Origin of the sequence: Owariibacterium komagatae (assembly GCF_045865535.1) — a bacterium.
GTDB classification, from domain to species: Bacteria; Bacillota; Clostridia; order Oscillospirales; family Ruminococcaceae; genus Ruthenibacterium; species Ruthenibacterium komagatae.
Map to the genome: position 1 here is coordinate 1,568,795 of NZ_AP031406.1, position 26,244 is coordinate 1,595,038.

Below are 26,244 nucleotides of genomic sequence, written 5' to 3' on the forward strand. Positions count from 1 at the left end.
CAGCCCCTTCGGCGTTTTTCCTTGCATCCGCATCAAAAGGGACGCCTTCCCGGTGCAAGCAGTTGCGCCCCAAAATTTTGAGAGAAAGAGTAAAAGAGCGGTCCTGCAAGCAAATTGCTTGCAGGACCGCTCTTTGCGTTTCATGCGTCAAAATTCCGGGGCTTCACCGCCGTTTTCTTATGTCACCCCGGCTTTTGCGCGGTCTTCTTTTTTCTGTCAGGCGTCGCCCCGCACGCCTCTGCGGCCGGAAATGGATTCCACCAGCAGAGCCAGCCCGGAAACACTCAGGTAAATGCCCCACACGGCGCTCAGCGCGAACCAGCTGGCAAGCGGATTGGTCAAGAGCACGATACCCAGGATCACATTGAGGATGCCGCTGGTCAGCACCCAGCCGGCGCCTTCCGTGCCGTGCTCCCGCAGCTCTGCGAAGGTGAAAAACTGGCCGATGCCGCTGAGGACCGTGAAGAAAGCCACCACCGTTGCCAGAACGGAGATCATTGCCACGGTTCCGTAAGTGGTCTGCACCGCGGACCAGAGAGTGAACAGGCTGAACCCGGTCAGCAGGATCCCGTTGGCCAGCGCCCAGCCGCTGCGCCGCTCCTTTCCGGCCCGGACAAAGGACACCAGCTGGGTCGCCCCGTAGACCCCCAGCCCCGCTGTGATCACATACGCCAGGGACAGGCCCGTGGCCACCGGGGCAAAGGCGGCCAGCAGACCGAAACCGATCATCAGTGTGCCGATCAGCACCCCGCTCGCCACGCCGGTCTTGCGGGGCGTTTCTTCCGCGTGCTCCTGTACGGGCACGGTCGTTTCATAGGTTTGGTTCATAAATGTTTCCTCCTTAAATCAGCTTGTAGCGTTCCAGCATCTCTTCCAATACGGTTCCCTGCAGCTTCTCCAGCCCGGCGTGCAGCGCCAGCTTGTACGGCAGAGGCAGCTTCATTTCCGTCAGCCGGCGTCCGTCCAGCAGATAATGGGTGGCGTTCAGCAGGCAGCGCAGGTCATACACTGACCCGAACACCTCCGGCACGCCGCGCTCCACCTGCAGCAGGGTATACACCGCCTCCATGGCTGTGCGGACCGAGTACTCCGTGGTGAAAATCGTGTCACGGGGCGTCTGGGCAAACTGGCCCAGGAAGGCAAAGTTCACGCAGCCTTCGGGCACAACGTCCGGCCGGTCGCCCGCGGCGCGGGGCATGAAGAACGCGGTCACGTACGGCATCATGCACGGCACGGTGTTGGCCGCCGTGTGCGCCAGCGTCTCAATTTCGTTTTCGGGAACGCCCAGGTGGTACAGCCACTCCATGCAGATCTCTGCGCCGGTGCACTCCTTCATGGGCTTGCCCACAAAATCTCCCGGCTCGTCCGGGTACAGCCCGTAGATCCAGCCCACCAGCTGTCCCTCCGGCTGCGCCTTGAAGTGAGGCTGCCGGTTGAAGGTCCAGCTCATCAGCCAGGCCGAATCCTTTACGGTCACGATGCCTCCCGTGACCACCTTGCCCGCATACGGGTCCCGGTGGCTGATTTTTTCCACATACGAGGCGATGCGGTCGTCCAGCAGCGTCACCGTGGCAGACTCCCAGCGGGTGGCCTCAATGTCCGAGCAGAATTTTTCCGGCCGGCCAAACAGCGGGTTCTGCACCGCAATGTTTTTCCACAGCTCCCAGCTGGAGCCCTGTCCCGACTCCACATCCACCACCGGCGGGTGATCGTTGTCACCCAGCGCGCTGGCCTCGGTGCAGGAGCCGTTGGTCACAAACACCAGGTCGTTCTCCGTCAGGTCCATGGTCTCCTCCCGGCCGCCGCGAAGCAGAACCATTTGATGCGCTACCTTCCGGTCCGGGAAAAAGTGGAACAGTACGTTGGTCACCTTGACGCCGTACTCAAACTGTACACCCTGTTCCTCCAGGTATTTTGTCAGGGGCAGGATCAGCGATTCGTACTGATTGTACTTGGTGAATTTCAGTGCGGAAAGATCCGGCAGCCCGCCGATGTGATGCAGAAAACGCTGCAGGTACAGTTTCATTTCCAGCGCGGAGTGCCAGGTTTCAAAGGCGAACATGGTCTGCCAGTACAGCCAGAAATTCGACTTGTAGAACTCCTCGTCCAACACATCGTCGATGGTCTTGTCATACAGGTCCTCGTCCCGGGTGAAAAACAGCCCCATCAGTTCCAGGGCAGCCGCATCGCTGAGTTCAAACCGATTTCCCGTCTCGGCGCTTCGGCCCTGTTCCAGTGTGGCCCGGTTCATGGAAAAATTCGGGTCATCCTTGTTCAGCCAGTAGAACTCGTCCAGAACGCTGACGCCTTCCTGTTCCAGCGACGGAATGGAGCGGTACAGGTCCCACAGGCACTCGTAATGGTTTTCCATCTCACGGCCGCCGCGGATCACAAACCCCATCTCGGGGCGAAACAGTCCGTCACAGGCGCCGCCGGGCAGCTCCGCTTCTTCCAGCACATGAATGTGGTTTCCCGGCACCTGTCCGTCCCGGATCAGGAACGCCGCCGCGGCAAGGCTGGCAAGGCCGCCCCCCACGAGCCACGCGTGTTTTTCGTCTGCCCCCGCCGGTTTCCGCGGTTTGGCAAACGCTTCATAATTTCCGTTTGAATAATACATATTCATACCTCCTGTTGCCGCGGAACTCTGCCCGCGGCCTTTTCAAAAATGGATTTCGTTCGATGAAAAACTTTGCCGCAGACCAACGTTTGCCGCCGGGCACCGCTTTCAACTTGTTCTCAGCTTACGCTTTTCCCTCTGTAAAATCGGTGTTCTAAACAACGAAAAATCAAAAATCCCTGCGTTTTGCACAAACGCAGGGATTCCATGCAAAAAACCGCGCGTCCCCGCCATGGGAACGCGCGGCTTTTTTACTTTTTTGCTCACGCCTGATACAGGAAGGTTTCCGCCCCGTTGCTGACCGCGGCAACGGTGGCGTCCGGATACTGGGCCATGGCGTCGTCCACGGCCTGCTGCAGCGCTTCCACCGGGTAATGCCGGCATCCGCACAAGGCCATCTCCTCCGGGCTGACCCCATTGCTGACCACCACCAGCCTGCGGCGGCGGCGCATCTTGGACATGCTGTTGCCCACGGCAATGGCCAGCGCGTCTCCCTCGCAGGGCGCGCCGTCAAAAATGCCTTTGACGATTTCATCTCCGTCATCGCGGCCCATCATCTGCAAAAATTCCGGGTGCGGGCCCACGCCCTCGTAGTTGGGCGACACCAGCACGATGGTGCCGCCGCTGTCTCCTTTCAGCGCGTGCTCTGCGGCATACATGCCCTTGGGCGACTGCCAGAAGTCCTGATCGGCCGGATAGCCGCTGACCACCACCACATCCACGCGCTTTTCCACCTTGCAGCCCAGCACGTGCTTGGCCAGCTCTACGCCGGCGCGCTGCGCATGCACATAGTGGCCGGCCACAGCGTGGCACATCTCCAAATCGGAATTGAGCACGGTGTTCACAATGAAATCCAGCCCGATGGTGTCCACCCAGCCTTCCATCATGGTGCGCACGGGGCTGGCGCTGTTGCCGAACAGGTTTTCATTGTACAGCGACGCTTTCAAATGGAAATAGGAGACGGTGTCCTCACCCGCCACACCGGGATACAGAATCTTTCCTCCGCCGCTCCAGCCCATCACCGGGTGCGGGACCAGGTTGCCGATGCCGATGCGGATGTCGGCCTCCATCACCCGTTTGTAGGCGTAGATATCCACCCCATCGCTGGTTTTCCCCAGGAATACCAGTTTGTCCGGGTCCCGGAATTCCGAGTTGACCACCTCGTAGCGGGCGTACACCTGTTCGCCCACGCGCTCGGCCAGCTCCTGCGCCGTCATGTGACGGTGACTGCCCAGCGCCACAATGATGCAGATGTTTTCATCCCGCACGCCGATGGCCTCCAGCCGGGCCAGCACAATGGGCAGGATGCGGCCAATGGGCGTCGGCCGGGAGCCGTCGTCCACAATAATGTTCACGCGCATGTCCGGCGTGATCATCTCCTCCAGCCGGGGCGTGCCCACGGGATGGTCCAGTGCGCGCTCGATCTCGGCCGCGAAATCCGGCGCGGGCGGCGTATGCACCGGGTCGTACATTTTCACGAACCGGTCATCGTCCACCTCAAAGCTGACCTTTTCGCCGCCATACGGAAGTGTGACCTTCATTCCTTCATCCCCCTCTTTTTCAACAGCGCGTCCCGCAGACGTTCGATCTCTGCTTCGTACTGTTCCGGCGTCAAGAATACCCGATGCTCCGGGAACATTTCAAAGGGGCGGCCCCAGCCCAGTTTGTCCCGGTACTTGGGGCAGATGGTGAAGTGCACATGGCGCACCTCGTCGCCATAGATGCCGTAATTGATTTTGTCTGCGCCGTAAAGTTCCTGAATGGTCTGTGCCAGCACGCACACATCCTCCATAAACTCATTGCGCAGCGCCCGTGGAATTTCATACAGCTCCTCATAATGATTGCGGAACATGATGGTGCAGCGGCCGGGCAGCGTCTGGTCTTTGCAGAAAAACACTTTTGAAATTTTCAGATCGCACACTTCAAACAGCAGTTCCTGAAAAGACCTGTCCCGTTCGCAGTAATAACAGCCTTTTTGCTTTTCCATGGCGCGTTCCTCCTAAACTTTCTCGTGGGCTGACTGCCGCTCCAGAAGTTCGATCAGCAGCGCCAGATTACGCGTGATGTGATACGGGTCCTTGACCGGAAGCGCCACCACCTTGTTCTGGGGTGTTCCGTCCCGGCACAGAATCTGAATCCACTCGCCCACCTGCGGATTGGGGTTGGGAAAATGGGAGAACGTGTAATCAAACACCTTCTTGTGCCAGTTCCAGAAAGCCTCCTGCCCGGTGCGCAGATAAAACAGCAGCGTGGTGTAAAGCGCCTCGGAGTGCACCCACCACAGCTTGTCGGACCAGCCGTCCAGCACCTGCCTGACCGTGGGTTCCGCGTCCCATGGCCCTGCCGACGCGCAGGGACGTCCGCCCTGGGGCGCGGCGTAATGCAGCAGGCCGCCGCAATCCTCGTCCCATCCGATCTCCAGCGCCTTCAGCGCAATGGACGCTGCCTTTTCGGCCAGTTCATCCTGCTGCAGGATCTCCGCCGCTTCGGCAATGAACCACATATCTTCCAGCGTGTGCCCCGGGTTGGCGTGCTGGCCCAGAAGCGTCGGTTCAAAGGAACCGTCTTCATAAATCACCTCATGGACCACCAGGTCTTCGTCCGTAAATTCTTCCAGCACCTGCCGGGCGGTGCCGCGCATATCCTCGCGCAGCTGCTCGCAGAGCGCCGGTTCAAAGCGTTCCGCCGCGCGGTACAGCTCCACCGCCACATTGGTGAAAATCATGGGCACGCCATGGGCGCGCAGGCCCTTGCCCAGCGGGTAGGGCAGCGTTTTGAAGCAGCCTGTTTCAAACCGGTTTTTGGCCGACTGGTACAGCTTGCGCGCAAAGACATAGGCCTCCGCGTCCTCCGCGGCCCGGGAGTAGCAGGCGAGTCCCGCGATCACAAAGCAGTCCGCGTAGATGCTCATATCCAGATCCGGCCAGTCTCCCACCTGTTTGGGAGCACCGGTCCGGTCCATCAAAAACACGCAGCGCCAGTCATCGCTGCCCATCAGGCAGTGGCTGCGCAAAAACACCACGCCGCTTTGAGCCAGGCGCAGAAAGCGCTCCCGCTGCGCATCGGGGAACAAATCGCTGCGCAGCAAAGCCAGCTTGGAATACATCCACACAAACCGCCCCTGGCTCCAGGTGTATTTGTCCGTGCTCACGCGGCGGGTCCCCTCGTTGTTGTAGCAGTTAAAATAGCCGCCGTACTGCCGGTCCAGGCACCGGGGAAGCCAAAAGGACAGAATGCGGTTGGTCAATTCGTTTTCATAAAACCCCAACATGGTTTTTTGCTGAAATCGATCCATCCCGTTCCCTCCGTATCATTTGATAGCGCCAGAGGTCAGATCTCCGGTGATGTAGTTGCGAATGCTGATGAACAGAATGACCAGCGGGATCGTGGCATACACCGCGCCCGCCATCACGTAATGCCAGGGAATGCCCACCGCGGGGTTGTTTTTCAAAATCTCGTACAGGCTGACGATGATGGGCTTTTTCTCCGTGGTGGAAATGTACGTAAACGCAAACAAGAATTCGTTCCAGGTGCGGGTAAAGGCAAAGATGATCGCCACCGCGATGCCCGTTTTGGAAATGGGCACAAAAATGCGCGTCAGGGTCATGAAAGAACTGCAGCCGTCAATGGTGGCGGCCTCTACCACTTCTTTGGGCACATTGTCGAAAAAGCTTTTCAGCATCAGCACAATGAACGCCAGGTTGAAGGTGGTATTCATGATGATCAGGCTCAGCCAGCTGTCGATCAGGCCCAGATTGTTCATCATGTTGTACAGGGGAATGATGATGATGACCGGCGCAAACATCTGGCTCATCAGCGCCACATAATACAGCGGCTTTTTCAAATAAAAGCGCAGTTTTGAAAAGGCATAGGCCGCCGGAATGTCGATCAGCATAATGGTGACAATGCTGCCCGCCGTGACGATGATGCTGCTTTTGAACCCGTCCAGAATGTTCATTTTATAGAACACGTCCACGTAGTTCTGCAGCTGGACCACCGGCGGAATCCAGGTGACCGGCAGGGAAAATACGTCGTTGGCCCGCTTGAGGGAAACCGAGATCATGGCTGCCACCGGGAACAGCAGCACCACCAGCATCACCAGAACCACTGCGGCAAAGGCCACGCCGTACACACGCTTTTTAAACAGAGCCTTATTCATAAGAAACATCATCCTCCCTTGCAGCGGAGCGCACATACAGCAGCGCGAACACCGAGAGAATCACAAAGCAGATCACGCTCACCGCCGAGGAGTAGCCCCGGTCGTTGAAGCGGAACGCGTAGTCGTACACTGTGTTCACCAGAATGGCCGACGAGTTGGCCGGGCCGCCGGTGGTCATCATGTAAATAACGTCAAAGGAGTTGAAGCCCCAAATTCCGATCAGAATGCCCAAAGTGCGCAGCGACGGAATCATCAGCGGGAAGGTGATGTTCCAAAACTGCTGCCAGGAGCTGGCGCCGTCGATGGAAGCGGCTTCGTAAATATATTTGGGAATACTGTAAAGGGAGGACAGCAGGTTCAGCGCGCAGAACGGAGCCACCGCCCAAACATTCACAATCATTACGGCCAGAAGCGAGGTCTTGATATTGCCCAGAAAATTGACCGCCTCGTTGGTCAGGCCCAGATCGCGCATCAGCTGACCGATGTGGCCGAACATCGGGTTGTACAGCAAGCGCCAGATCATGCACGAAACCGCCGCCGGCATGGCGTACGGGATCAGCATCACGCCTGTGATCATTTTCTTTCCAAAAAAGTTTTTGTACAGGATCAGGGCCATCAAAAAGCCCAGAAACAGCTTGGCAAATGTACCGCCGAACACCCAGATGGCCGTGTTCAGCACAATTTTTGCGGAATCCGGATTTTCAAAAAAGCTTATAAAGTTTTCCAGCCCCACAAACAGCATATCGCCGTTGACTTTGCGTTCATACAGGGACGTGCGCATCACTTCCAGCATGGGGTAAATAATCAAAACCACATACACCACTGCCATGGGAAGCACGTAAAGCATGTTGAAGCTTTTTTCGCGCCGTTCCAGCTTGTTTTTTCCTTTCATGTGTGAAGCTCCCCCTCTCTTCGGAAAGATGTGGGCAAGGGGTGTTCGCCCCTCGCCCACATTTCATACGATCGGATCAGCCGGCCAGAGCTTCGTCCACCTGACCGCCCGCCAGTTCCATGGCTTCCTGTGCGGTCAGCTCGCCCATAACCGCCTTGGTGACGGCGTCGGCCAGATATTTCTGCACTTCTTCCCAGCAAATCAGCGTGGGTTTGAACTTTGCGATGGGTTCATACTCTGCAAAAGGTGCTACCATAATGTTCTCCGGGTCGGTAAATGCCGGATTCTCTTCGTAGTAGCTGGCCTGGTTGGGAACCCAGCCCGCGATTTCGAACACTTTGCCCTGATACTGCGCCTGATGCCAGAACTCCAGCCACTGGCCGGTGATCTCCTCATTGCCGGTGGCAAACATCAGATCGATGTCCATGATGCCCAGGGAATATTTCTCGCCGCCGGGGCCTGCCAGGGGGTCCGCCACAACGGCCCAGTCAAAGTTCTGCCCGGCGTCGCGCATGGCCGCCATGCCCTGCGCATTGTGGAAGCAGGCAGCCGCCACCTGATTGGTCCAGTTGCTCTGCATCTCGTTGATGGTGGCCTCGCCGTAATCCGGCACGGAATACTGAGCCAGGTCCACGTACATCTGCAGCGCGGCCACGCCTTCGGGGTTGTTGAATCCGTTGGCTGTGCCGTCTTCGTTCACAACGTCAGCGCCATAGGCCCACAGGATCGGCAAGAAGCAGTCCACGGTGTTTTTCGCGTGTCCGGCTACCAGCGAGTAGGCGTATTTGGCGTTGGAGGGATCATACAGCTTCGGCGCGATCTCCAGGAACTCTTCCCAGGTGGTGGGGATCGACTCTACGCCTGCCGCGTCCAGCATATCCTGGTTGAACAGGATGGTGCGCACGGACATGTACGAGGGCAGCGCCCACATTTTTCCGTCCACGTTGCACACGGTGCGGGCCGTTTCGGAAAAGTCATTGTACAGCTCTTCGCTGATATAATCCTCAGCGCAGGCAATGTAGCCGGCCTCTTTGAATTCAGGCGTCCAGCCGGAGAAGCCGTACATGGCGTCCGGCATATTGCCGCCCTCGGCCAGGGTGATGATCTTCTGATAGGCATCTGTATACGACCAGGACTCCAGCTTCACTTCCACACCCGTCTGCTCCTGGAACGCAGCCGCTGCTTCTTTCAGCTGTTCCATACCGGTGTCGCCCAGTGTTACATATGTAATGGAACCGGCGCCTTCGGCGGCTGCATCACCCGTGCCGGAACCGGTGGACGTGCCGGAGTCGGAACCGCCGCATCCGGCCAAACTGAGTGCCATTGCAAAAGCCAAAAAGATCGCGAACACTTTCTTCATTTTTCATTCTCCTTTTCAAAAAATTTCCATCACGCGCCGCAGCGGACCGCGTGCTCGTTCCACGGGATAAATTCATATTATGATATGATATTTATCGGATCACGCCTTTATTATATATTGCCCGTTTCTTTTTGTCTTTGCAGATTTAATATGGATATTTTGCATATTTTAATATCACAATATAAGAAAAAAATATTTATTTTGCAAAGTATTTACTTTTCAAAACCATTCGTTTAAAATAATATCATAATATGATTTTCCGTCGAAAGGAGCGCAGCGCCGTGCCGATTGCCAAAACTCGCCTGTCAGACCAGGTCGCACAGGAATTGCAAAATATGATCGCCGATGAAACCTATAAGGTAGGGCAGAAGCTCCCGGTGGAAAACGAGCTGGCGCAAATGTTCAGCGTCAGCCGTGTTACCGTGCGGGAAGCGGTGCGCAAACTGAGCGTCATGGGCATTCTGGACGTTCGCCAGGGCGGCGGAACGTTCGTCAAATGTCTGACGCCGGAATCTTTCATGACGCCCGTGCTGCCCATGCTGGCGCTGGACAAGAAGAACCTCAACGACATCTTTGAGGTGCGCATTCTGATCGAGTGCAAAAGCGCGGAATTGGCCGCACAAAACATTACGGACGCGCAGCTGGAAAAGCTGAAGCGCCTTTTGGACAAGATGGACGCCTGCGCCCTGCAGGAGGATCTGGACACTTACAATCAGTACGACACCAAGTTCCATTATCTGATTTCAGCCAGCTGCGGAAACAAGGTTCTGAAAACCATTCAGGGCCTGGTGGGAGACATGGTGTCCGATGCGATCCGCGCAAGTCTGATCGCCCCCAACGCGCTGACCCGTTCGTGCATTTATCATAAGAAGATTTACGACGCCCTGTGCGCCCACGACCCCGTGGCCGCACAGGAGTATATCCGCACGCACTTGGAAGGCGGTGCGGTCTACATCAAGGAAAACGCTTAACTGGAATCCGTCAAGAGGTGCGTTATGTTTTTTCATCAGCTTTCGGTCGATTCGGTCTCGCAGATCACCCAGCCGCAGACGGTTTCCATGGGGCCCGACTCCTTTGCGCTTTTGCTGAGCACGGCGCAAAATCCCGCGTTCTCCCTGTGCGGCAGCGCGCAGGACAGCCCGGCTTTTTCGCTTTTTCTGTTGGTTCCGGACGAGGCGGAGTGTGTGATCCGGCAGGCATCCTCCTTTCTGCTGATTTCCTTTTCCGTTCCGGACGAGGTCATGCGTGCTCAGATCCGCCTGCTGCCCCGCCGTCTGCCTTTTCCGGAATTCACCGTCCGGCATTTTGCCATTAACTTTTTAAGCGCCTACTCGCTGCACACCCCCATGTATCATGAAAAGATGGCCTACGACCTGCTGACCATTCTGTTTTACGGCCATCTGGCGCAGCACCGCGCCTTTCCCACCGATGCGGCGCTGTCCTTTGACCGCTCGCTGGACACCACGCTGCCCGAAAGCGACACGGCTCTGGCCGTTCGGTACATCTCCGACCATCTGGCGGAAGATCTAACGGCAGACGCAGTGGGCAGCAGCATCCGCATGTCCGGCAAACAGGCCAACGAACTGTTCAAGCGGGAATACGGCTGCACGGTGGCACAATTTATCAACCGGTTCCGCCTTTTCCGCGCCAAGGAACTTTTGTGCTACACCAACAGCAGCATCACCGAAATCGCCACCATGACCGGGTTCAAAACGGTGCATTATTTCAGCCGCTATTTTAAAGAAAAGGAAAATCTTTCCCCTATCGAATACAAGCGAACGGTCACGGAAACCATTTCACTGCATACGCTTTCGGGCTGACCTGCCCTGCGGAATTACAAAAAGCAGCACTCGCAAACCGAGTGCTGCTTTTTTATTCCCGAAAAATTCGATGCCCGCACCTTTCAGACACAGGCCTCATAGTATGAAAAGCGGCGTCCCTTGCGCAAAAGCCGGCCTTTCCGTTGGCCAGCCAACCGACTTTCGATCCCGCACCGGATATACTGATACTGGAAACAAACCTTTGGGCCGGCATTTTGCAAACCGCAGGCGGCTTATTTTCTGAAACGAACCGGGAGGCACAATATGAAAGCTTTAAAATTTATCTTTTTCCCGCTTTTGGCCCTGGGGACAGGGGCTTTTGCAGGATATCTGACCAGCGACAGTCTGGAGACCGTCTATTCCACCCTGGACAAATCGGTTTTCACGCCGCCGGGCTGGGTTTTCCCCATCGTGTGGACCGCACTGTATCTGCTGATGGGACTGGGCATGGCAATGGTCGCTTCCAAAGGCCAGCCCAAAACAGCGCGTTCGGTCTTTTGGTGGTGCCTGCAGCTGGCCCTGAACTTCGGCTGGAGCCTTCTGTTCTTCAACGTGGGCGATTACTTTGCCGCTCTTGTATGTCTGGCCGCACTGTGGATCGCGATTCTGGCGATGACCATCTCTTTCGCCGCCGTCAGCCGTCTGGCCGCCTGGCTTCAGGTGCCCTACCTGGTGTGGGTCGGGTTCGCCGGATACCTGAACGCCGCCGTCTGGGTTCTCAACCGATAACAGCCGCTTTGCCGCAAATACCCAAACCAAACAAAAACACGATGCATCTTTGATGCATCGTGTTTTTTCACGTCATATCCGCCACATTGAACAGCCCTGTCTGCACACCGGAACGCAAATCTCCTCAACGTATTTTTGAAAGCAGCTTTCGCTTTGCCTGCCGGATTCTTGCGGCGAAGCGGCTTGTAAAAATGGCGCCAAGGAACAGCATCCCAAACGCAAAGCCCAGCCCGAACCCTGCCAGTTCCTGATAAGGCGTTGTGTTTTCCAAGTCCGCGGACAAGATCACAAGGGCGGCCGCAAAGCCCGCAAGGCCCGCAAGAAACAACGCGTGCATCCGGCCAAGCAGCCTGCGTTTTTCCTCGCTGCTGTACTCCGCCACCGCAGTCAACGTTTCTGTTTCCTGCTGCGCCGGCTCGCTTTCCCTTTCCCCGTTCAAAAGTTCCCGAAGCCCCACCTGGTAATAATCGGCAAGCTCTATCAAAACGGTCAGATCCGGCAGATTGTTTCCGTTTTCCCAGCGGGATACCGTTCTGCCGGACACGCCGAGATGCTCTGCCAGCTGCTCCTGGGTCAACGAACTTTCTTTCCGTAATTGTCTCAGAAATGCACCGATTTTCCTCTGGTCCATATTGCCGCCTCCCTTTGGAAACAGTGTAGCAGATCCCGCACCGTTCCAACAAGGACACCGAGCGGGAATCGGCCCCCTTTAAAGCGGACATTCTGTGTCCGGGCGCTTCTTTCCGCCCAAAGGCAAAGCGTTATTGCCGGGCACTGTGCTCTTTTTGGGGCTTCATGCCCCAGAACACGGCATTCATCACAATCACGATCAGGCAAACCGCGGCCATTGCCGCCCAAAAGCCCATGTTGATGCCCAGAAAAGAAGTCGTTCCAAACAGGTTGAGCCAAAGCGTGTTCCAATTCATTCAAAGCACCTCCCATGTTAAAGCAATTCCCCGTAATGCCGTACATAAGCCTTTTTCAGGCTGGTTGCCAATGCCATATAAAGCAGGATGCAGGGAATCAGATAGGCAAAATAACTGACCGGCAGTGCAACAAAACCCAGCGCCGCACCCAAAGGCGTAAAGGGAATGACCGTCAGCACAACAATGCCGGTCAGGGTAAGCAGCGTAAGCGGCGCCGACGCGCGGCTTTGCAGGAAAGGCAGCTTCGGCGTGCGGATCATATGGATCACCAGGGTCTGGCTCCACATGGACTCCACAAACCAGCCCGCCTGAAACAAACCGATGTACGTTGCCTGCAACAGCGCCAGTTCCGCGCCATGGAAATGGGCGGGCAGGTCATTGAACAGCACCCCGTTGGACACCACCAGCGGGCAAAACACAAAATACATGAACAGATAGGTGGTAAAATCGAAAATCGAGCTGGTGGGGCCGAGCCAGATCATGAAATTGCCCACACTGGCGGCGTCCCATTTGCGGGGCTTTGCGATAAACTCCTCATCCACATTGTCCCAGGGGATCGCAGTGCAGGAGAGATCGTAAATCAGGTTCAGAAAAATCAGCTGCACGCTCATCATGGGCAGGAACGGCAGCAATGCCGCCGCGGCCAGCACCGAAAACATATTGCCAAAGTTCGAAGAGGCAGTCATCTTGATGTATTTGATCATGTTGGCATAGGTCTTGCGGCCCTCGATGATGTCCTGCTCCAACACCATCAAATCTTTTTCCAGCAGGATAGCGCTGCCGCTGAGCCGATTGCCGGGTTTTACACATTTTGTACATCGCACGTTCCTCCGCATTCCACATCAAATTCAAAACGACCATCTTATCCGGCAGGCAGGGCCAATCCGCCCTGTCCACCCCCTCAGCGGAATCCGTCTCGTTGATATGCTTTCATTATATCCTTTCTCCTCAAAAATTTCAAAACCCGATCGCTGCCTTTCCGCATCATGGCTTTATTGCACACTGTTTGGAAAAGGAGCCGATGAAGCAGCAAAGACCGCTTTGTGTGCCCCGGTCCTGCTTTGACTTTTTACACAATTTCCTCTTGTTTCAAAACGCGATCTATAGTAAAATTATTAGTAATCATTCGGGGGTGAACACGAAATGTTTTACCCTTCTTACGGAACGGAGCAATCACCATGGCGACACTGAAAGACATTGCGGCCCTTGCGGGCGTATCTTCGGCCACCGCGTCCCGGGTTCTGAATCAGGACCCCTCCCTCAGCGTTACGGAACAGACCCGTCAGCGGGTATTGGACGCGGCCCGGGAATTGGGGTATCGGACGGTTCAGCAGCGCTATCAGGCGGTCAAAATCCCGGAGAACACCGGCGACCGGGCGCAGCCCGAAAATGCCGAAAAGCGCATCGGCATTGCCCAGATGTTTGAAACCGAACAGCTGCTGGAAGACATTTACTACATGCTGCTGAAAAACCTGCTGGATGAGGCCTGCTTTGAAAAGCGCTGGTCCACGGTGATGCTGTTTCGCAACGAACAGCACCACTTTGTAAAAAACGACGAACTGCCTTTGGACGGCATTGTGGCCATCGGCCGCTTCACCCAGAGTGAGATCGACGATTTTCACGCGCTCACCGACAACATTGTGTTTCTGGACTCCTCTCCCGACGAGGAAAAATATTGCAGCATCGTGCCCAACTACCGTCTGGCGGTCCAGCAGGTTCTCCACTGCTTCTGGGACCACGGCTACCAGAAAGTGGCGTATCTGGGCGGCGTGCGCACCTTTGGCGCCACCAAAAACCTGACGGTGGATCCCCGGTTCTATTATTATAAAAACTCCCTTCTGGAACGGTCGCTGTTCGACCCCGATTTGGTGATCGACTGCGAGATGAATTCCGCCAGCAGCTATACCGCCATGAACGAATACCTGAGGCAGGGCAAACCGGTTCCCGAAGCGATCTTCGCCGCCAGCGACGTGGTGGCGCCCGGCTTGCTGAAAGCCTTGTGGGAACACGGAATCTCCATCCCCGAACAGGTGGGCGTCATCACGTTCAACAACACCAGCCTGTCCCAGTTTTCCGAGCCGCCGCTGTCTTCGGTGGATGTCTTTCTGCGGGAAAACGCAGAGGCCGCCGTCTTCTGCATGGAGCTGCTCTGGCAGAAAAAGACCCACCCCAAACAGATCATCATCTCCTGCCGGCTGGAAGAGCGCGGCAGCGTGCACAACAAATGAACAAAACCCTGCATGCAGAAGAGATTTCTCTTCTGCATTTTTCATAAAATCCAGTAATTCTTTTAGTGAATATTTTACGAAAATTTTTCCTTTGCACTAAAATTTTAAGTAAATATATTGATACCCTTCTGGCTGAATGCTATCTTTTATAATAGAAAGCACAAAAGGCAGGGGAACATTATGAGCATTGAGGTCAGCGAAAACAAAGACGTATTCCTACTCAGCACAAACTCCACCAGCTACGCCTTCGGAGTGGACGATCAGGGGCTGCTCCGTCACTTGTACTGGGGCAGAAAGCTGACATCCGTGGCGGATTTGGAGATGCCGCCGCTTACCGAAGTTTCCACCAACGACCCCGTGTTTGAGATCACCCGGGAGGAATTTCCCGTGCATGGCGGGCTGCGGTACAAAGAGCACTGCCTGAAGGTGATTTTTGCGGACGGCACCCGGGAGCTGGTGTACCAGTACTGCGGATACGATGTGACACAAAGCGAGGAGCAAGAGGAACTGATCCTTCATCTGAAGGACGAACACTATGCCTTCTATGTGGATCTGCACTATGTGCTGCACCCCGCTTACGATTTGATGGAGCGCAGCGCCGTGATCCGCAACGAGATGTCCGACCCCATCCAGGTGGAAGAGCTGTACAGTGCTCAGTTCCATATTCCCTACGAGAACCTGAACTTTTCCAATGTGCACGGCCACTGGGGCGCCGAGGAGCAGCGTTTTACCCAGAAGGTCAGCTACGGAAAGATCGTCATTGAAAACCGGCGGGGCATTTCCGGCCACAACCACAACCCCTACTTCATTCTGGACCGGGACGCATCGGAGACCAGCGGCGAGGTATTCTTCGGGGCGCTGCGCCGGACAGGCAACTTCCGGGGCGTGGTAGAGCAGACTCCTTACGGTGAGACGCTGGTGCAGCTGGGTCTGAACCCCAGCGACTGCCTGATCGAGCTGGCGCCGGGAGAAAATTTTGCGGCGCCCGCCATTCTCTTCGGCTACCCGCACACCGGCTTTGAGACCATGTCGCACAATCTGCACCGCTTTGCCCGCGACCACATTGTGCACAAGGGAAGCCGGCCGGTGCTGTACAACTCCTGGGAAGCCACGGAATTTCACGTGAACAGCCGGGACCAGATCAAGCTGGCGCAAAAGGCCCGGGAGCTGGGCGCGGAGCTGTTCGTTTTGGACGACGGCTGGTTCGGGGAGCGCCACAGCATTCAGAACGGACTGGGCGACTGGTATGTGAACGAGGGAAAATTCCCCAACGGTCTGGAGGAACTGATCAGCGAGGTCAAAGATCTGGGCATGATGTTCGGCATCTGGGTGGAGCCGGAGATGGTCAATCCCAAGGCACAGCTGTATCAGCAGCACCCGGACTGGATCTACCATTACGAGACCCGGACCAGCGACACTTCCCGCGGACAGTACCTTCTGAACGTGACCAAGCCTGAGGTGCAGGAGTTCATCTACAACATGATGGACAATCTGCTCACCCGATACGACATCGACTATGTCAAATGGGACGCCAACCGCCCCATCTCCCAGACCGGACCCCAGCGAGACATCTGGGTTCGGCACATCCAGACTCTGTACACAATTGTGGATGATTTGAAGAAAAAGCACCCCGAGGTGCTCTTCGAGGCCTGCGCCTCCGGCGGCGGCCGCATTGACTACGGCATTCTGGGTATCTTTGACGATTTCTGGACCAGCGACAACACCGACGCTTACGACCGGTTGTACATTCAGGACGCCTACTCCCGCATCTATCCCATCAAAGCCATGCGGGCCTGGGTCACGGACTGCCCCAACTTTTTGTCCAACCGGGTGATCCCGCTCACCTTCCGGTTCCACAGCGCCATGATGGGCTCTCTGGGCATCGGGTGCAACATTCTCAAGTTCACCCCGGAAGAGATGGAATTGTCCAAAGACATGATTCGCCTGTACAAGGAAATCCGCCCCATCATTCAGGAAGGCGATTTCTACCGTTTGGAAAATCCGTCCGCAGACGATTATTTCCTGTATGAATACCGAAAGGATAACGAAGGTCTGCTCTTCGCCTTCCTGCCTCAGAGCAAGGTGGGGCACCGGGGCACCACTGTTCGGCTGCGGGATTTGGACGAACAGGCAATGTACACATTGCACACAAAGGAGGGCGAGATCACAAAGAGCGGAAGCTACCTGATGTACCACGGCCTGGACCTTCACCTGAACGGCGATTATGCCAGCACCATCATCCGGTTTGAATGCAAGCAATAAGGCCAGGGGTTCCCTGGGATGAAACGATTGTTGGAGGGAAAATGTTATGAAACTGTCCGCTGGAAGGAAGTTGTGCTTCGGCGTAGGCGCACTGGGCAAGGACCTGTGCTATGCCATGATCAGCACCTACCTGATGATTTATTTGACCGACACCGTGGGTCTGGCCCCGTTGTTTGTGGGCAACCTGTTTCTGGTAGCCCATGTGTGGGACGCCATCAACGATCCCATGATGGGTTTTGTGGTAGACAACACCCGTACGCGCTGGGGTAAGTTCCGCCCGTGGATCCTCATCGGCACGCTGCTCAACGCAGTGATTCTGGTTCTCCTGTTCTGGGGCCCGGATCTGGAAGGCTTCAGCCTGTACGCTTTCTACTCCGTCATGTACATTCTCTGGGGCATGACCTATACCGTCATGGACATTCCCTACTGGTCCATGCTTCCGTCCATGTCCTCCACCAAGGAAGAGCGTGACACCATGTCCGTCATTCCCCGCATCTTCGCCAGCTCCGCGTGGCTGCTGGTGGGCGCTTTCGGACTGGCGCTCATCCAGTACCTGGGCAACGGCAACGAGGCCAAGGGCTATGCCTCCTCGTCCATTGTGGTGGCGGTGATTTTCGTGGCTACCATCCTGGTCACCGTGATCTTCTCCCGGGACCGCAGCTGCCTGGACCCCGCCTCGCAGCAGAACGCAAAGCGCACCAGCCTGAAGGAAGCCATCCACGTGATCACCGGCAACGATCAGCTGAAAGTCTACATCGGCGTCGTGCTGGCCTACAACCTGGTGGTTCAGCTGGCCGGCGGCATGGCTCTGTACTATTTCAAGTATGTGACACAGAACGAGGGCTTGTTCCCCTATTTCACCACCGCCGCCTCCGTCGCCGAGATGGGTGCACTGTTCCTGTTCCCTGTCCTGTCCCGCTTTATGTCCAAAAAGGCAGTGTTCGCCCTGGCCAGCTTCACCCCGGCCATCGGCCTGATCTCGCTGCTGGTTGCCGGCGCCGTAATCCCTTCCAACATCCCGGTAATCATCATTTGCGGCCTGTTCTATAAGTTCGGTTCCGGCCTGACGCTGGGCGCCACCACTGTGATGCTGGCCGACGTCATCGATTATGGCGAGGTGAAACTGGGCACCCGTAACGAAAGCATCGTGGCCTCGTTCCAGATGCTGCTGGTCAAAACGGCTTCCGCCGTGGCCGGCTGGCTCATCGGCGTGGGCCTGACCATCTCGGGTTATGTGGAGAACGTTGCCCAGACCGGGACCACCATCCTGGGCATGCGCATCCTGATGGGTGTCGTTCCTTCGATCATCACCGTACTGGCGTTTGTGATCTACGTCCGCGGCTACAAGCTGGAGGGCAGCTTCCTGGAGAACATTAACGCACAGCTGAAAGCCAGCCGGCAAAACAATAATTCCGTCCCGACGGGCAACGGAACCCCCTTTTGCGGCAGGGGGTTCCGTTTTTTTGCAGATATACCCACGCCAAAGCTGTCCCGCGCATCCTGTGCCGCTTGCTTTGATTCTCCGGCATCGGCTTCCGGTGCCAGCCTTGGTATAATTACGAAGAAAACAGAAGGTTAACCGGGTATGCAGACACATTATCCAATCAAAGTACATGTTATAAATTTCTAAAATTCTTGATTATAAAGCAAAAAGCCGCAGAAATCCCTGCGGCTTTTCATCGGTTTTGTGACATATCTTAATCTTTTCAGAAAAGCGAGTGACTCTCCAGACAAGGAAACGGCGCTTCTGTTCCAACAGCTGCTGCCAAGTGATAGCGTGTCTCCATTCTCAGAACGCGAGGCTGACTGCGATCAGAAACATCGCATAGTAGTAGGTCAAAAGATTGGCGACGTGCACGGCCGGATTCTTTGACGCGTAAAAATACAGGAACAGGATCAGCAGGTCGGAAATCCAAAACAGCGCCGCCCCTGCCAGCACCAGAAAGCACCAGGGCTGGGCCATGCCAAAGGCCAGCTGCAGTCCCTTGCCCAGCAGTGCCGAGACAAAGGCCGCGTAAAGCACCACCCAGGGGCGCAGCCGCCCGGTCTGCATTCCCGGCATGCCGGACAGTACCACCGCGCTGCCGGCCCCCAGCACCGCGGCCAGCGGCACCGGCCAGCCCATGGGCTGCAGCCGGCACAGGCCCCACACAAACAGCGTGTGTCCGGCCAGAAAGGCCCCCAGTCCGGCCAAAAACAGGCCCGGACGGCGCAGGTTGTTGTAGAGTGCCAGCACCACATCTCCCACCACACAGCACAGCAGCGCCGGCAGTAATCGCCAAAAAGCTTCGGGACGGCTGCCCAGAGCAGCGCACACCGCCGCCACGATTACAAAGCAGAGGCTGCACAGTGTCTTTTCGGGCAGATAGCCCCGACCCGGCAAGCGCAGCCGCCGCATCAGCAGCCACAGGGCGGCGGTGTAGGCCACTCCCATTCCGACAATGTACAGTATGCTCATAGGCCGCGCCTCCTTGGCATTGCTTCACTTTCAGTATAGGCAAAAAGCGCCTGACCGTCAATTTGTGCCCTGCCCAAAAATCCAGCAGAGCCTTTGGATACCCTGCGAAGCTTCGGTTTCAGGCTCTGCCGAGTAGGGTTGCTGTGCCAGAACCCCACTGCCCACAAACAATAAAAAAGATGTTTTGAGAAAATCGGGTGGTTTTAGGTCTGGCACGTCAACAGTTTCATTATTGGAAAGAATTGTTTCCATTCTGGTCAGCGGTTCACGAAAGGAGCTGTGAAAATTCAGTATGGTTGTAATGCTTGCAATAATAAATGTGACGGACCTTGAATGTCAATACCAATATTGATTATGATTGTGTGAAAAAAGTTTGGTCCCCATTGCAGCCTATCCAGTTTTAGTGAATTTTTTTGATTATGCACATCCGAATACAATTCATTTTCTTTAAAAAAGCAAAAAACAACGCGCCAAAAAGGCGCGTTGTTTTTTGTTGATCGCTTTCTTTCTCGCTGAGGAGAGCACAAGATTTTTTCGGATCGGTCATAGGATGAAGCTCTTTTTCAGCAACTCCTGTGCGCTCTCTTCGTTTGGGTCGTTGGTGCCCAGCTCGCCGCGGAAGGCGCGGGCGAGGATGGATTTTTTGATGAGGTCGATCTGCTCCAGCACCCCTTCGGCGGCTTCCTTGGCCTGCTGTTCTTTGGCGAGGAGGTCGTCTAGGATGCGGACAATTTCGGTTTGTTCAGGAAAAGAAGGCAAGTTGATTAATATTGCCCCCAATTCTTTGGAATTAATATTATTGATTCCAGCGGATGATTTTGCCTTTTTGAACATTTGCATCCTTGCATCAGTAGAATTTAAATACATAACTAAATAATTTGGAACTACCGACTCTAATGGCTGAATCCGTATTAAAAAAGAGGCATAAGCGTATTCTCTGTCTAATTGTGGTACAAGAACGCTTTTTCCAACCAATTCTCTACTACCGTTCGAGCGAACAATTAAAATGTCATTCTCATGAATTTGATTTTCGTCAGAAATATCCTTATGAGATAGAAATTTGAGATCCTCAAAGCTTAAGCCATCATCTGTGATATTGGGTATTCTAAAAACAGGCATTCCTTTATAAGAATAATCGCTTTTTTCAGATGTTCCGTATTTGAAGCCTATGACAATTTTAGATAGTGTTGTATTATCCCAACTCTCCATCCCCACGCCATGTTCTTTTCTCCACTGGGCGGTGAGTTCGCCGGTGAAGGCTTTGTGAAGGATGGCGGCTTTGCGGGTTTCAAAGCTGTCCAGCGCATCCTGCGCCTTTTGCTTGGCCTCGTCCAGCTTAGCAAACAGGGTTTCAATGCGGTCAACAATGCGCTGTTGTTGTTTGATTGGCGGAACCGGGACTGGAAAGTCTTGTAGATTTCCTAAGCGAATGTATGGTATGGCTGTTCCAAACATTTTATCTTTGTTAAAATCAAACCATTTATACTTAAACCAGTAGAAGACGTAATCAGTATTGATTGGCTCTATTATTTCTACCACATAGGTTCGCTGATATGCTTCAAACTTACCGTTGTAGCAACTTATATTGTTAATATCACCATTTCCTGCAAGCAGAATAGCATTACAGTCAAATGAATACCCATGACAACGAATTGGCTCTGCAGCGCATGTGAAAAAAGGATACTCGCCATCTACACTACCGTAATTGGCATCTTTTTTACCCGTTTGGATTTTAGACATTGATTTAAGATATGTCCAGCACCAATTCCCCGGCACCGAATACGGCTGCTCGCTCTCCGGCACCAGGGCCGCCTGCAGGCGCTCCTCCGGCATCAGAGTTTCCTTTTTCTTTCCTCTGGCCATCAGTCCTGCACCTCCAGCGCCCGCAGCTCTTTCACCACGCTCATGAGCAGGTCCACGGCTTCTTCCAGATTGGCGGCAGCCTCCTCAGCGCTCTGGGCCGGGTCGGGCAAATCGTTGTAGTCCAGCACCGAGTCGTCCCGAATGAGGCCTAGGTCCAGGCTGTTCCCCTTTTCCGCGATCTGCTCCCGGGTAAAGACACTCCACCGCTCGTCCTGCACGGCATGGCGGTCCTCGGCCTCGAACGCCTTTTCAAAGTCCGCGAAATGCTCGGTTTTCAGCGGGGTGGTCTTACCAAAGCTGGGCATATTGGTGCGCAGGTCGTAGAACCAGACCTCTTTGGTGTTGCCCTTATCGCTTTTGCCCCGGGTGAAAAACAGCACGTTGGTTTTGACGCCCTGAGCGTAGAAAATGCCGGTGGGCAGGCGCAGAATGGTGTGCAGATCACACTTATCCATCAGGTCGCAGCGGATTTTTTCGCCGTCGCCATCGGCAAAGAGAACATTGTCCGGCAGCACCACGGCCGCCCGGGCCTTGCCATTGGCTTTCAGACTGCGATAGATGTGCTGGAGAAAGTTCAGCTGCTTGTTGCTGGTGGGGAAGGTGAAGTCATCCCGGGTGGCGCGCTCGCCGCCCTTCTTGGTGCCAAAGGGCGGATTGGTGAGCACCAGATCAAAGTCGTGGAGGGCCTTGCCCTGATTGGACAGGGTATCGGCCAGCAGAATCGGCCCGTCGATGTCGTGGAGCATGGCGTTCATCAGGGCCAGGCGGTGGGTGTCATGGACCAGCTCGCAGCCAGTGAATGCCTCTTCCCGCTCGAATTTGGCCATATCCGCATCCAGATCATAAAAATCGTCGGTGTGCTCCTTCACATACCGATGGGCGGCAATCATAAAACCGAAGGTGCCGCAGGCGGGGTCGTTGCACCGTTCGCCGGGCTGGGGCTTCATGAGCCGGGTCATCACGTCGATGAGGACACGCGGCGTAAAATACTGGCCCGCGCCGGACTTCTTCTCGCTGGCGTTTTTCTCCAGCAGTCCTTCGTACAGGTTGCCCAGCCCCTCTTCCCGGGCGGAGTACCAGTCCAGGCCGTCGATGGTGGTGATGATTTTTTCCAGGTTCTTGGGCTCGTCAATGTTGGTGGCGGAGCCCTGATAGATTTCCCGTACCCGGCCGGTGCAGTTTTCGCCCAGGTGGGTCAGCAGCTCTTTATAGAACTTCTTGAGCTCGATGCCGCTTTTGGCGGTGAGCTGGTCCCAGCGGTAAGCGGCGGGGATCTGGCTTTCCACGCCGGTCTCCTTGGCCATTTTCAAAAACAGAATGTACGTCAGTTCGGTGACGTACTGATGATAGGTGATGCCGTCATCCCGCAGTACATTGCAGAGATTCCAGAGCTTGGACACGATTTCCTGTGTGGTCATGCGCTTCTCCCTCCATCATCATACAGGTACTCGTTGAGCTCCAGCACGATGCTTTCTAACTTGTTTTGAAAAATTCGGTCGATCTTCTTGAATCCGCCCTCGTTTCGGAACCGGGTGTCCTCATCAAACACGCTCACATTGAGCACTGATTCTTCCAGCAGATATTTTTCCATGCGGCCGATCCACTTTTGCTCGATGGCCGTAAATTTGTGGGCCTTTTTCAGCTTGTCCACCGCCCGGCGGATACGGGCTTCGTGGCTGATGAGCGTGGAGCCGATGGCATAACGGCGAATCAGACTGATGATGTCCGCCGCCATCTCCTCGTTGGTCAACTCCGAAACGGCAGTATTCAGCTGCTGAGTGGTGAACCCTTCCCGGTCCAGCGTCAGGCGCAAGTCCTTGAGGCTGGACCGGGTCAACTCTTTCGGCCGGGTACAGACGATGTTCAGTGCCGCAATTGCGTTGATGTTGGCTTTGACATAGTCCGCAAAAGCGTCCAGATAGTCCTCCGGACGGCTGCCGGTACCATAGCCGCGGGTGTGGCTGACCAGCTCATCCGGTGCGTCGGAAATAACCACCGGGCGGCCTCCATTGGCACGGTTCTCCGCCAACAGCTTAAACAGATCCCGATGCGCCAAAAGGCGGTTGCGCGCCTGCTGCATCGGCTCCTTCTCCAGCTGCTGAATAAACTGAGTAGGGTCCATGCCGCCAGTCATGCTGACGAAATGTTCCAGGGTCTTACTGTCCAGCTTCCGCTTTTTCCGCTGGAGCTTGGCGATGATCTGGTCGATCTGGTACTCGATCTGCTTTTCGTCTTCCAGCACCTCGAGGCCGTCCAGCAGCTGTTCAAAGGAAGCGGACGGATTGGCCACCACCGGTTTCATGGTATTGACCGGTTCCAGCGATTCATATACGCCGACCGGGTCATAGATTTCAAAGTGGGTTTTATGGATCTTGGGACACAGGCGAGTGGCACGGCCCAGCATCTGTTCAAACAGAATGCGGGATTTCACACGGCGCAAAAACACCAGATTGGTAATCTGCGGCACGTCGATACCGGTCGTCAGCAGATCTACAGTGACGGCGATGCTGGGATAGCGCTCGTTCTTGAAGCGCTTAATGGCTTCCTGCACCTTTTTGGGATCGCCGCCGCCAACACTGCCGGTGATCTTCATGATCGCATCATTGTCCACGTCGTATTCCGCGTAGATATTCTTGAGGATATCCACGATCATGTCGGCGTGCTGATCGTCCACGGCATAAATGAGGGTTTTGCCCTGCTCTTCCGGGTTTTCAGGGTCGATGTCTTTGGCGATCTCCGCCAACACGACCTCGTTGAAGGAGCGGGTGATCACCTTGCGGTTGAACTGCTCCACGTCGAAGTTCAGCTCATCGTTCAGCAGCTCACTGTTGGTGATTTCACCGGTCACCGGGTCATAGACGGTGACGGTATCACCGGACTGATAATGGATTCCCTCATCCCGCAATTTGGTGTGAAGATCGTGGGGCGCATCGTGGTCTACCAGATAGCCCTCGATGACCGCTTCCCGGTAAGTGTATTTGAAGACCGGCTGACCGAAAATTTCGGTGGTTTGGAGAGCGGGGGTGGCCGTCAACGCGATTTTCGCGGCGTCAAAATACTCGATCACACTGCGATATTTGCTCTGATAGTCCCGCTGGTCCCGGTAGAGAAGTTCGGCGTCTCCGATCTCCTTATCCAGAAGATAACCCCGGTGTGCCTCGTCTATAATAATCAAGTCATAGTCGTTGACTGCGGGCATGGTTTCCCCATCATTGTAAAGGATGCGATTGACCATTCCCTGAACGGTGGCCACCTGGATCCGGGTCTCCCGCTCGATCTCCTTGTCTTCCAGCCCTTTGATGTTGTAGATATCCGCCAGGGGCATCAAATCCTCCAGCTTGACCTCTTTGAAAACATCAAGCGCCTGCTCACCCAGAGCAGTCCGATCCACCAGGAAAAGAATGCGTTTGAAACGACCTGTTTTCAAGAAACGATAGATCATCCCCAGCACGGTCCGGGTCTTGCCGGTTCCGGTGGCCATGGCCAGCAGAGCAGCATTTTTTCCATCTATGATTGCTTGCTCTGCTGCCTGGATTGCGCGCAGTTGGTAATCCCGCAGGTTCAGGCCGTCTTTATCCCGCAGTAAATCGAAGGGCATCTGCTTCAGCGCCCGATTGCCGGCTTCGTTGTCCTTTCCCAAAAGCTCCAAAAGATTTTCCGGACTCATCCAGCCTCGCAGCGCTTTGGGCACATTGGAAGGGGTCCGGAGATCCAAGAACCAGATGCCGGATTTCGTTTTATACTGTTCCAGATATGGTCTGCCATTGGTTGCAAAAGTGAACGGCACTTTATAGTTGCCCCAAGTCCCGATTTGATACTGTGCATCTGCCGAGCGAATATTGCGCGGATAATCCTTTCCCTGAAAATCAATTACAGAGGGAATATCCTTGTGCGCCGCCTTTGCCTCAATAATGCCAACCAATTGCAACCCAATAAAGAGAGCGTAGTCAGCACGGCCATGGTTCCCCACAGTGGAATCTGTTGGCCACTCTGCGATAGCAATATTTCGGCCTTTAGCGGGGCGAGTGCCGTTAGAGAAGCATAGATTTTCCGTATCAGCCTCCCAGCCCACTTGACGGAGTTGCTGATCAATGATGTAGCGTGTTTCTGCTTCCGTCCTTTGCCGCTGACTGGCAGCTCTGGCTGCCTGCTGGCGGCGGCTGTCTTTCGGAATCGACTCTGCCTGCGCGGCTTTCGTTTCGGCCTGCTGCGCCAAACGGGTTTCGGTCTCCGCCTCTGACGTTCGGTCCGCGCTCCTTACCTGCTGCGGAGAAGGCATTACAAATGTACGGGGCTGGTAATTCCAATCGCCGTAGGTTTGCATAAACCACTCACACAGGCTGTGCGCCATGGGCAGCAGCGCCCTTGCATCCGTGACCGAAGCGTAGTTCTCATGAACCGCCTTATTTCGAGCTTTCCGAAGCACATGCAGAATGTCCACCAGGTCCTGTGTCAACAGACCCTCGCGGTAGAGCGTATCAATCCGTTTTACCGCTGTATTATCGGCCGGAAGCGGAATCCGGTCATAAGTAAACATCAGGTTCACGATGGTTTCTCCAATCATCCCCAGTTTCATCAGGCTGGAGTTTGCATCGCTGCCGCAATATTCTTCCGCCAATCTGCCAAAGTTAAACAGAACCGGGAATTCATTTTCCAAAAACGCAAAGTTACTCGTTGTCATCGTGCACCACCTTCGCAATTTTCTGTGCTTAGGAAGAGTCTTTTTTCCATTATGACACAATGCACGGAGGACATCAACGATTGTTTTCTGACAACACCTTAGGGACATTTATCATCTTCGCGCGGCAAAGGCTCACCTTTCGATCGATAAGGGGTAAAATTGGGGTAAGAGGGGCAGAAAACACAAGTTTGAGAAAAAGAAAAACAGCGATGAATCTTTCGATTCATCGCTGTTTTTAAGTGGCTGCGG

General features: G+C 55.1%; 20 protein-coding genes and 1 pseudogene. 6 read left to right on the forward strand and 15 right to left on the reverse strand.

Translation table 11 applies throughout. From position 1 onward, the window contains the following. Positions 1–216 precede the first annotated feature (216 nt). The 8 genes from ACKTS9_RS07735 to ACKTS9_RS07770 all read right to left on the reverse strand — a co-directional run bounded on the left by ACKTS9_RS07735 (position 217) and on the right by ACKTS9_RS07770 (position 9,028). Positions 217–828 carry an HdeD family acid-resistance protein gene (locus tag ACKTS9_RS07735; protein WP_407879975.1) on the reverse strand — a complete coding sequence of 204 codons (612 nt, stop codon included), beginning with the start codon at positions 826–828 and terminating at the stop codon, positions 217–219. Between the two features lie 13 nt (positions 829–841). Then, positions 842–2,617 carry an oleate hydratase gene (locus tag ACKTS9_RS07740; protein ID WP_407879977.1) on the reverse strand — a complete coding sequence of 592 codons (1,776 nt, stop codon included), beginning with the start codon at positions 2,615–2,617 and terminating at the stop codon, positions 842–844. 263 nt (positions 2,618–2,880) lie between these two features. Then, entirely contained in the window at positions 2,881–4,158 is a 1,278-nt protein-coding gene (gene larA / locus ACKTS9_RS07745) for a nickel-dependent lactate racemase (RefSeq protein ID WP_407879979.1), read from the reverse strand. Continuing rightward, positions 4,155–4,604 carry an HIT family protein gene (locus tag ACKTS9_RS07750; RefSeq protein WP_349217087.1) on the reverse strand — a complete coding sequence of 150 codons (450 nt, stop codon included), beginning with the start codon at positions 4,602–4,604 and terminating at the stop codon, positions 4,155–4,157. Before ACKTS9_RS07750 ends, larA begins: the two co-directional genes overlap by 4 nt. A 12-nt stretch (positions 4,605–4,616) precedes the next feature. Next, complete coding sequence (locus ACKTS9_RS07755; protein ID WP_349217086.1) at positions 4,617–5,912, reverse strand: AGE family epimerase/isomerase; 1,296 nt, start codon at positions 5,910–5,912, stop codon at positions 4,617–4,619. A 15-nt stretch (positions 5,913–5,927) separates the two neighbouring features. Continuing rightward, positions 5,928–6,776 carry a carbohydrate ABC transporter permease gene (locus ACKTS9_RS07760; RefSeq protein ID WP_349217085.1) on the reverse strand — a complete coding sequence of 283 codons (849 nt, stop codon included), beginning with the start codon at positions 6,774–6,776 and terminating at the stop codon, positions 5,928–5,930. After that, the gene (locus ACKTS9_RS07765; RefSeq protein WP_349217084.1) at positions 6,769–7,668 is read right to left on the reverse strand and encodes a carbohydrate ABC transporter permease; all 900 of its coding nucleotides are present in this window, start codon (positions 7,666–7,668) and stop codon (positions 6,769–6,771) included. The genes ACKTS9_RS07760 and ACKTS9_RS07765 overlap by 8 nt, the downstream gene beginning before the upstream one ends. A gap of 76 nt (positions 7,669–7,744) precedes the next feature. Next, positions 7,745–9,028: an ABC transporter substrate-binding protein gene (locus ACKTS9_RS07770; protein ID WP_349217083.1), complete on the reverse strand. Its 1,284-nt coding sequence runs from the start codon at positions 9,026–9,028 to the stop codon at positions 7,745–7,747. 281 nt (positions 9,029–9,309) lie between these two features. Between ACKTS9_RS07770 and ACKTS9_RS07775 the strand changes: the two genes are divergently transcribed. The 3 genes from ACKTS9_RS07775 to ACKTS9_RS07785 all read left to right on the forward strand — a co-directional run bounded on the left by ACKTS9_RS07775 (position 9,310) and on the right by ACKTS9_RS07785 (position 11,577). Then, a complete protein-coding gene (locus ACKTS9_RS07775; protein WP_407879983.1) occupies positions 9,310–9,999 on the forward strand; it encodes a FadR/GntR family transcriptional regulator in 690 nt (229 codons plus the stop codon). 24 nt (positions 10,000–10,023) lie between these two features. Continuing rightward, positions 10,024–10,848, forward strand: coding sequence for a helix-turn-helix domain-containing protein (locus ACKTS9_RS07780; RefSeq protein WP_349217081.1), 825 nt, complete (start codon positions 10,024–10,026; stop codon positions 10,846–10,848). A 264-nt stretch (positions 10,849–11,112) separates the two neighbouring features. Next, positions 11,113–11,577 carry a TspO/MBR family protein gene (locus tag ACKTS9_RS07785; protein ID WP_349217080.1) on the forward strand — a complete coding sequence of 155 codons (465 nt, stop codon included), beginning with the start codon at positions 11,113–11,115 and terminating at the stop codon, positions 11,575–11,577. 124 nt (positions 11,578–11,701) lie between these two features. Here ACKTS9_RS07785 and ACKTS9_RS07790 read toward each other — a convergent pair whose 3' ends face one another. The 3 genes and pseudogenes from ACKTS9_RS07790 to ACKTS9_RS07800 form a co-directional block, all read right to left on the reverse strand. Next, positions 11,702–12,208 carry a helix-turn-helix domain-containing protein gene (locus ACKTS9_RS07790; RefSeq protein ID WP_349217079.1) on the reverse strand — a complete coding sequence of 169 codons (507 nt, stop codon included), beginning with the start codon at positions 12,206–12,208 and terminating at the stop codon, positions 11,702–11,704. A 130-nt stretch (positions 12,209–12,338) separates the two neighbouring features. Beyond that, positions 12,339–12,503 carry a hypothetical protein gene (locus ACKTS9_RS07795; protein ID WP_349217078.1) on the reverse strand — a complete coding sequence of 55 codons (165 nt, stop codon included), beginning with the start codon at positions 12,501–12,503 and terminating at the stop codon, positions 12,339–12,341. A gap of 17 nt (positions 12,504–12,520) precedes the next feature. Further along, positions 12,521–13,288, reverse strand: a pseudogene (locus ACKTS9_RS07800) (cation transporting ATPase C-terminal domain-containing protein); the annotation flags it as partial. Between the two features lie 393 nt (positions 13,289–13,681). Between ACKTS9_RS07800 and ACKTS9_RS07805 the strand changes: the two are divergent. The 3 genes from ACKTS9_RS07805 to melB all read left to right on the forward strand — a co-directional run bounded on the left by ACKTS9_RS07805 (position 13,682) and on the right by melB (position 18,572). Continuing rightward, positions 13,682–14,731, forward strand: a complete 1,050-nt coding sequence (locus ACKTS9_RS07805; protein WP_349217077.1) for a LacI family DNA-binding transcriptional regulator — start codon at positions 13,682–13,684, stop codon at positions 14,729–14,731. Positions 14,732–14,911: 180 nt separating this feature from the next. Further along, positions 14,912–16,993, forward strand: coding sequence for an alpha-galactosidase (locus ACKTS9_RS07810; RefSeq protein WP_349217076.1), 2,082 nt, complete (start codon positions 14,912–14,914; stop codon positions 16,991–16,993). 46 nt (positions 16,994–17,039) lie between these two features. Beyond that, entirely contained in the window at positions 17,040–18,572 is a 1,533-nt protein-coding gene (gene melB / locus ACKTS9_RS07815; protein ID WP_349217075.1) for a melibiose:sodium transporter MelB, read from the forward strand. A gap of 210 nt (positions 18,573–18,782) precedes the next feature. On the opposite strand, the gene ACKTS9_RS07820 is transcribed toward melB, so the two are convergent. From ACKTS9_RS07820 to hsdR, 4 genes are all read right to left on the reverse strand, one after another. Further along, entirely contained in the window at positions 18,783–19,451 is a 669-nt protein-coding gene (locus ACKTS9_RS07820; RefSeq protein WP_349217074.1) for a lysoplasmalogenase family protein, read from the reverse strand. A 543-nt stretch (positions 19,452–19,994) separates the two neighbouring features. Next, positions 19,995–21,314, reverse strand: coding sequence for a restriction endonuclease subunit S (locus tag ACKTS9_RS07825; RefSeq protein WP_407879991.1), 1,320 nt, complete (start codon positions 21,312–21,314; stop codon positions 19,995–19,997). Further along, positions 21,314–22,732, reverse strand: coding sequence for an N-6 DNA methylase (locus ACKTS9_RS07830; RefSeq protein WP_407879993.1), 1,419 nt, complete (start codon positions 22,730–22,732; stop codon positions 21,314–21,316). Before ACKTS9_RS07830 ends, ACKTS9_RS07825 begins: the two co-directional genes overlap by 1 nt. Continuing rightward, complete coding sequence (hsdR, locus tag ACKTS9_RS07835) at positions 22,729–25,995, reverse strand: type I restriction-modification system endonuclease (protein ID WP_407879995.1); 3,267 nt, start codon at positions 25,993–25,995, stop codon at positions 22,729–22,731. The genes ACKTS9_RS07830 and hsdR overlap by 4 nt, the downstream gene beginning before the upstream one ends. Between the last annotated feature and the right edge of the window lie 249 nt (positions 25,996–26,244).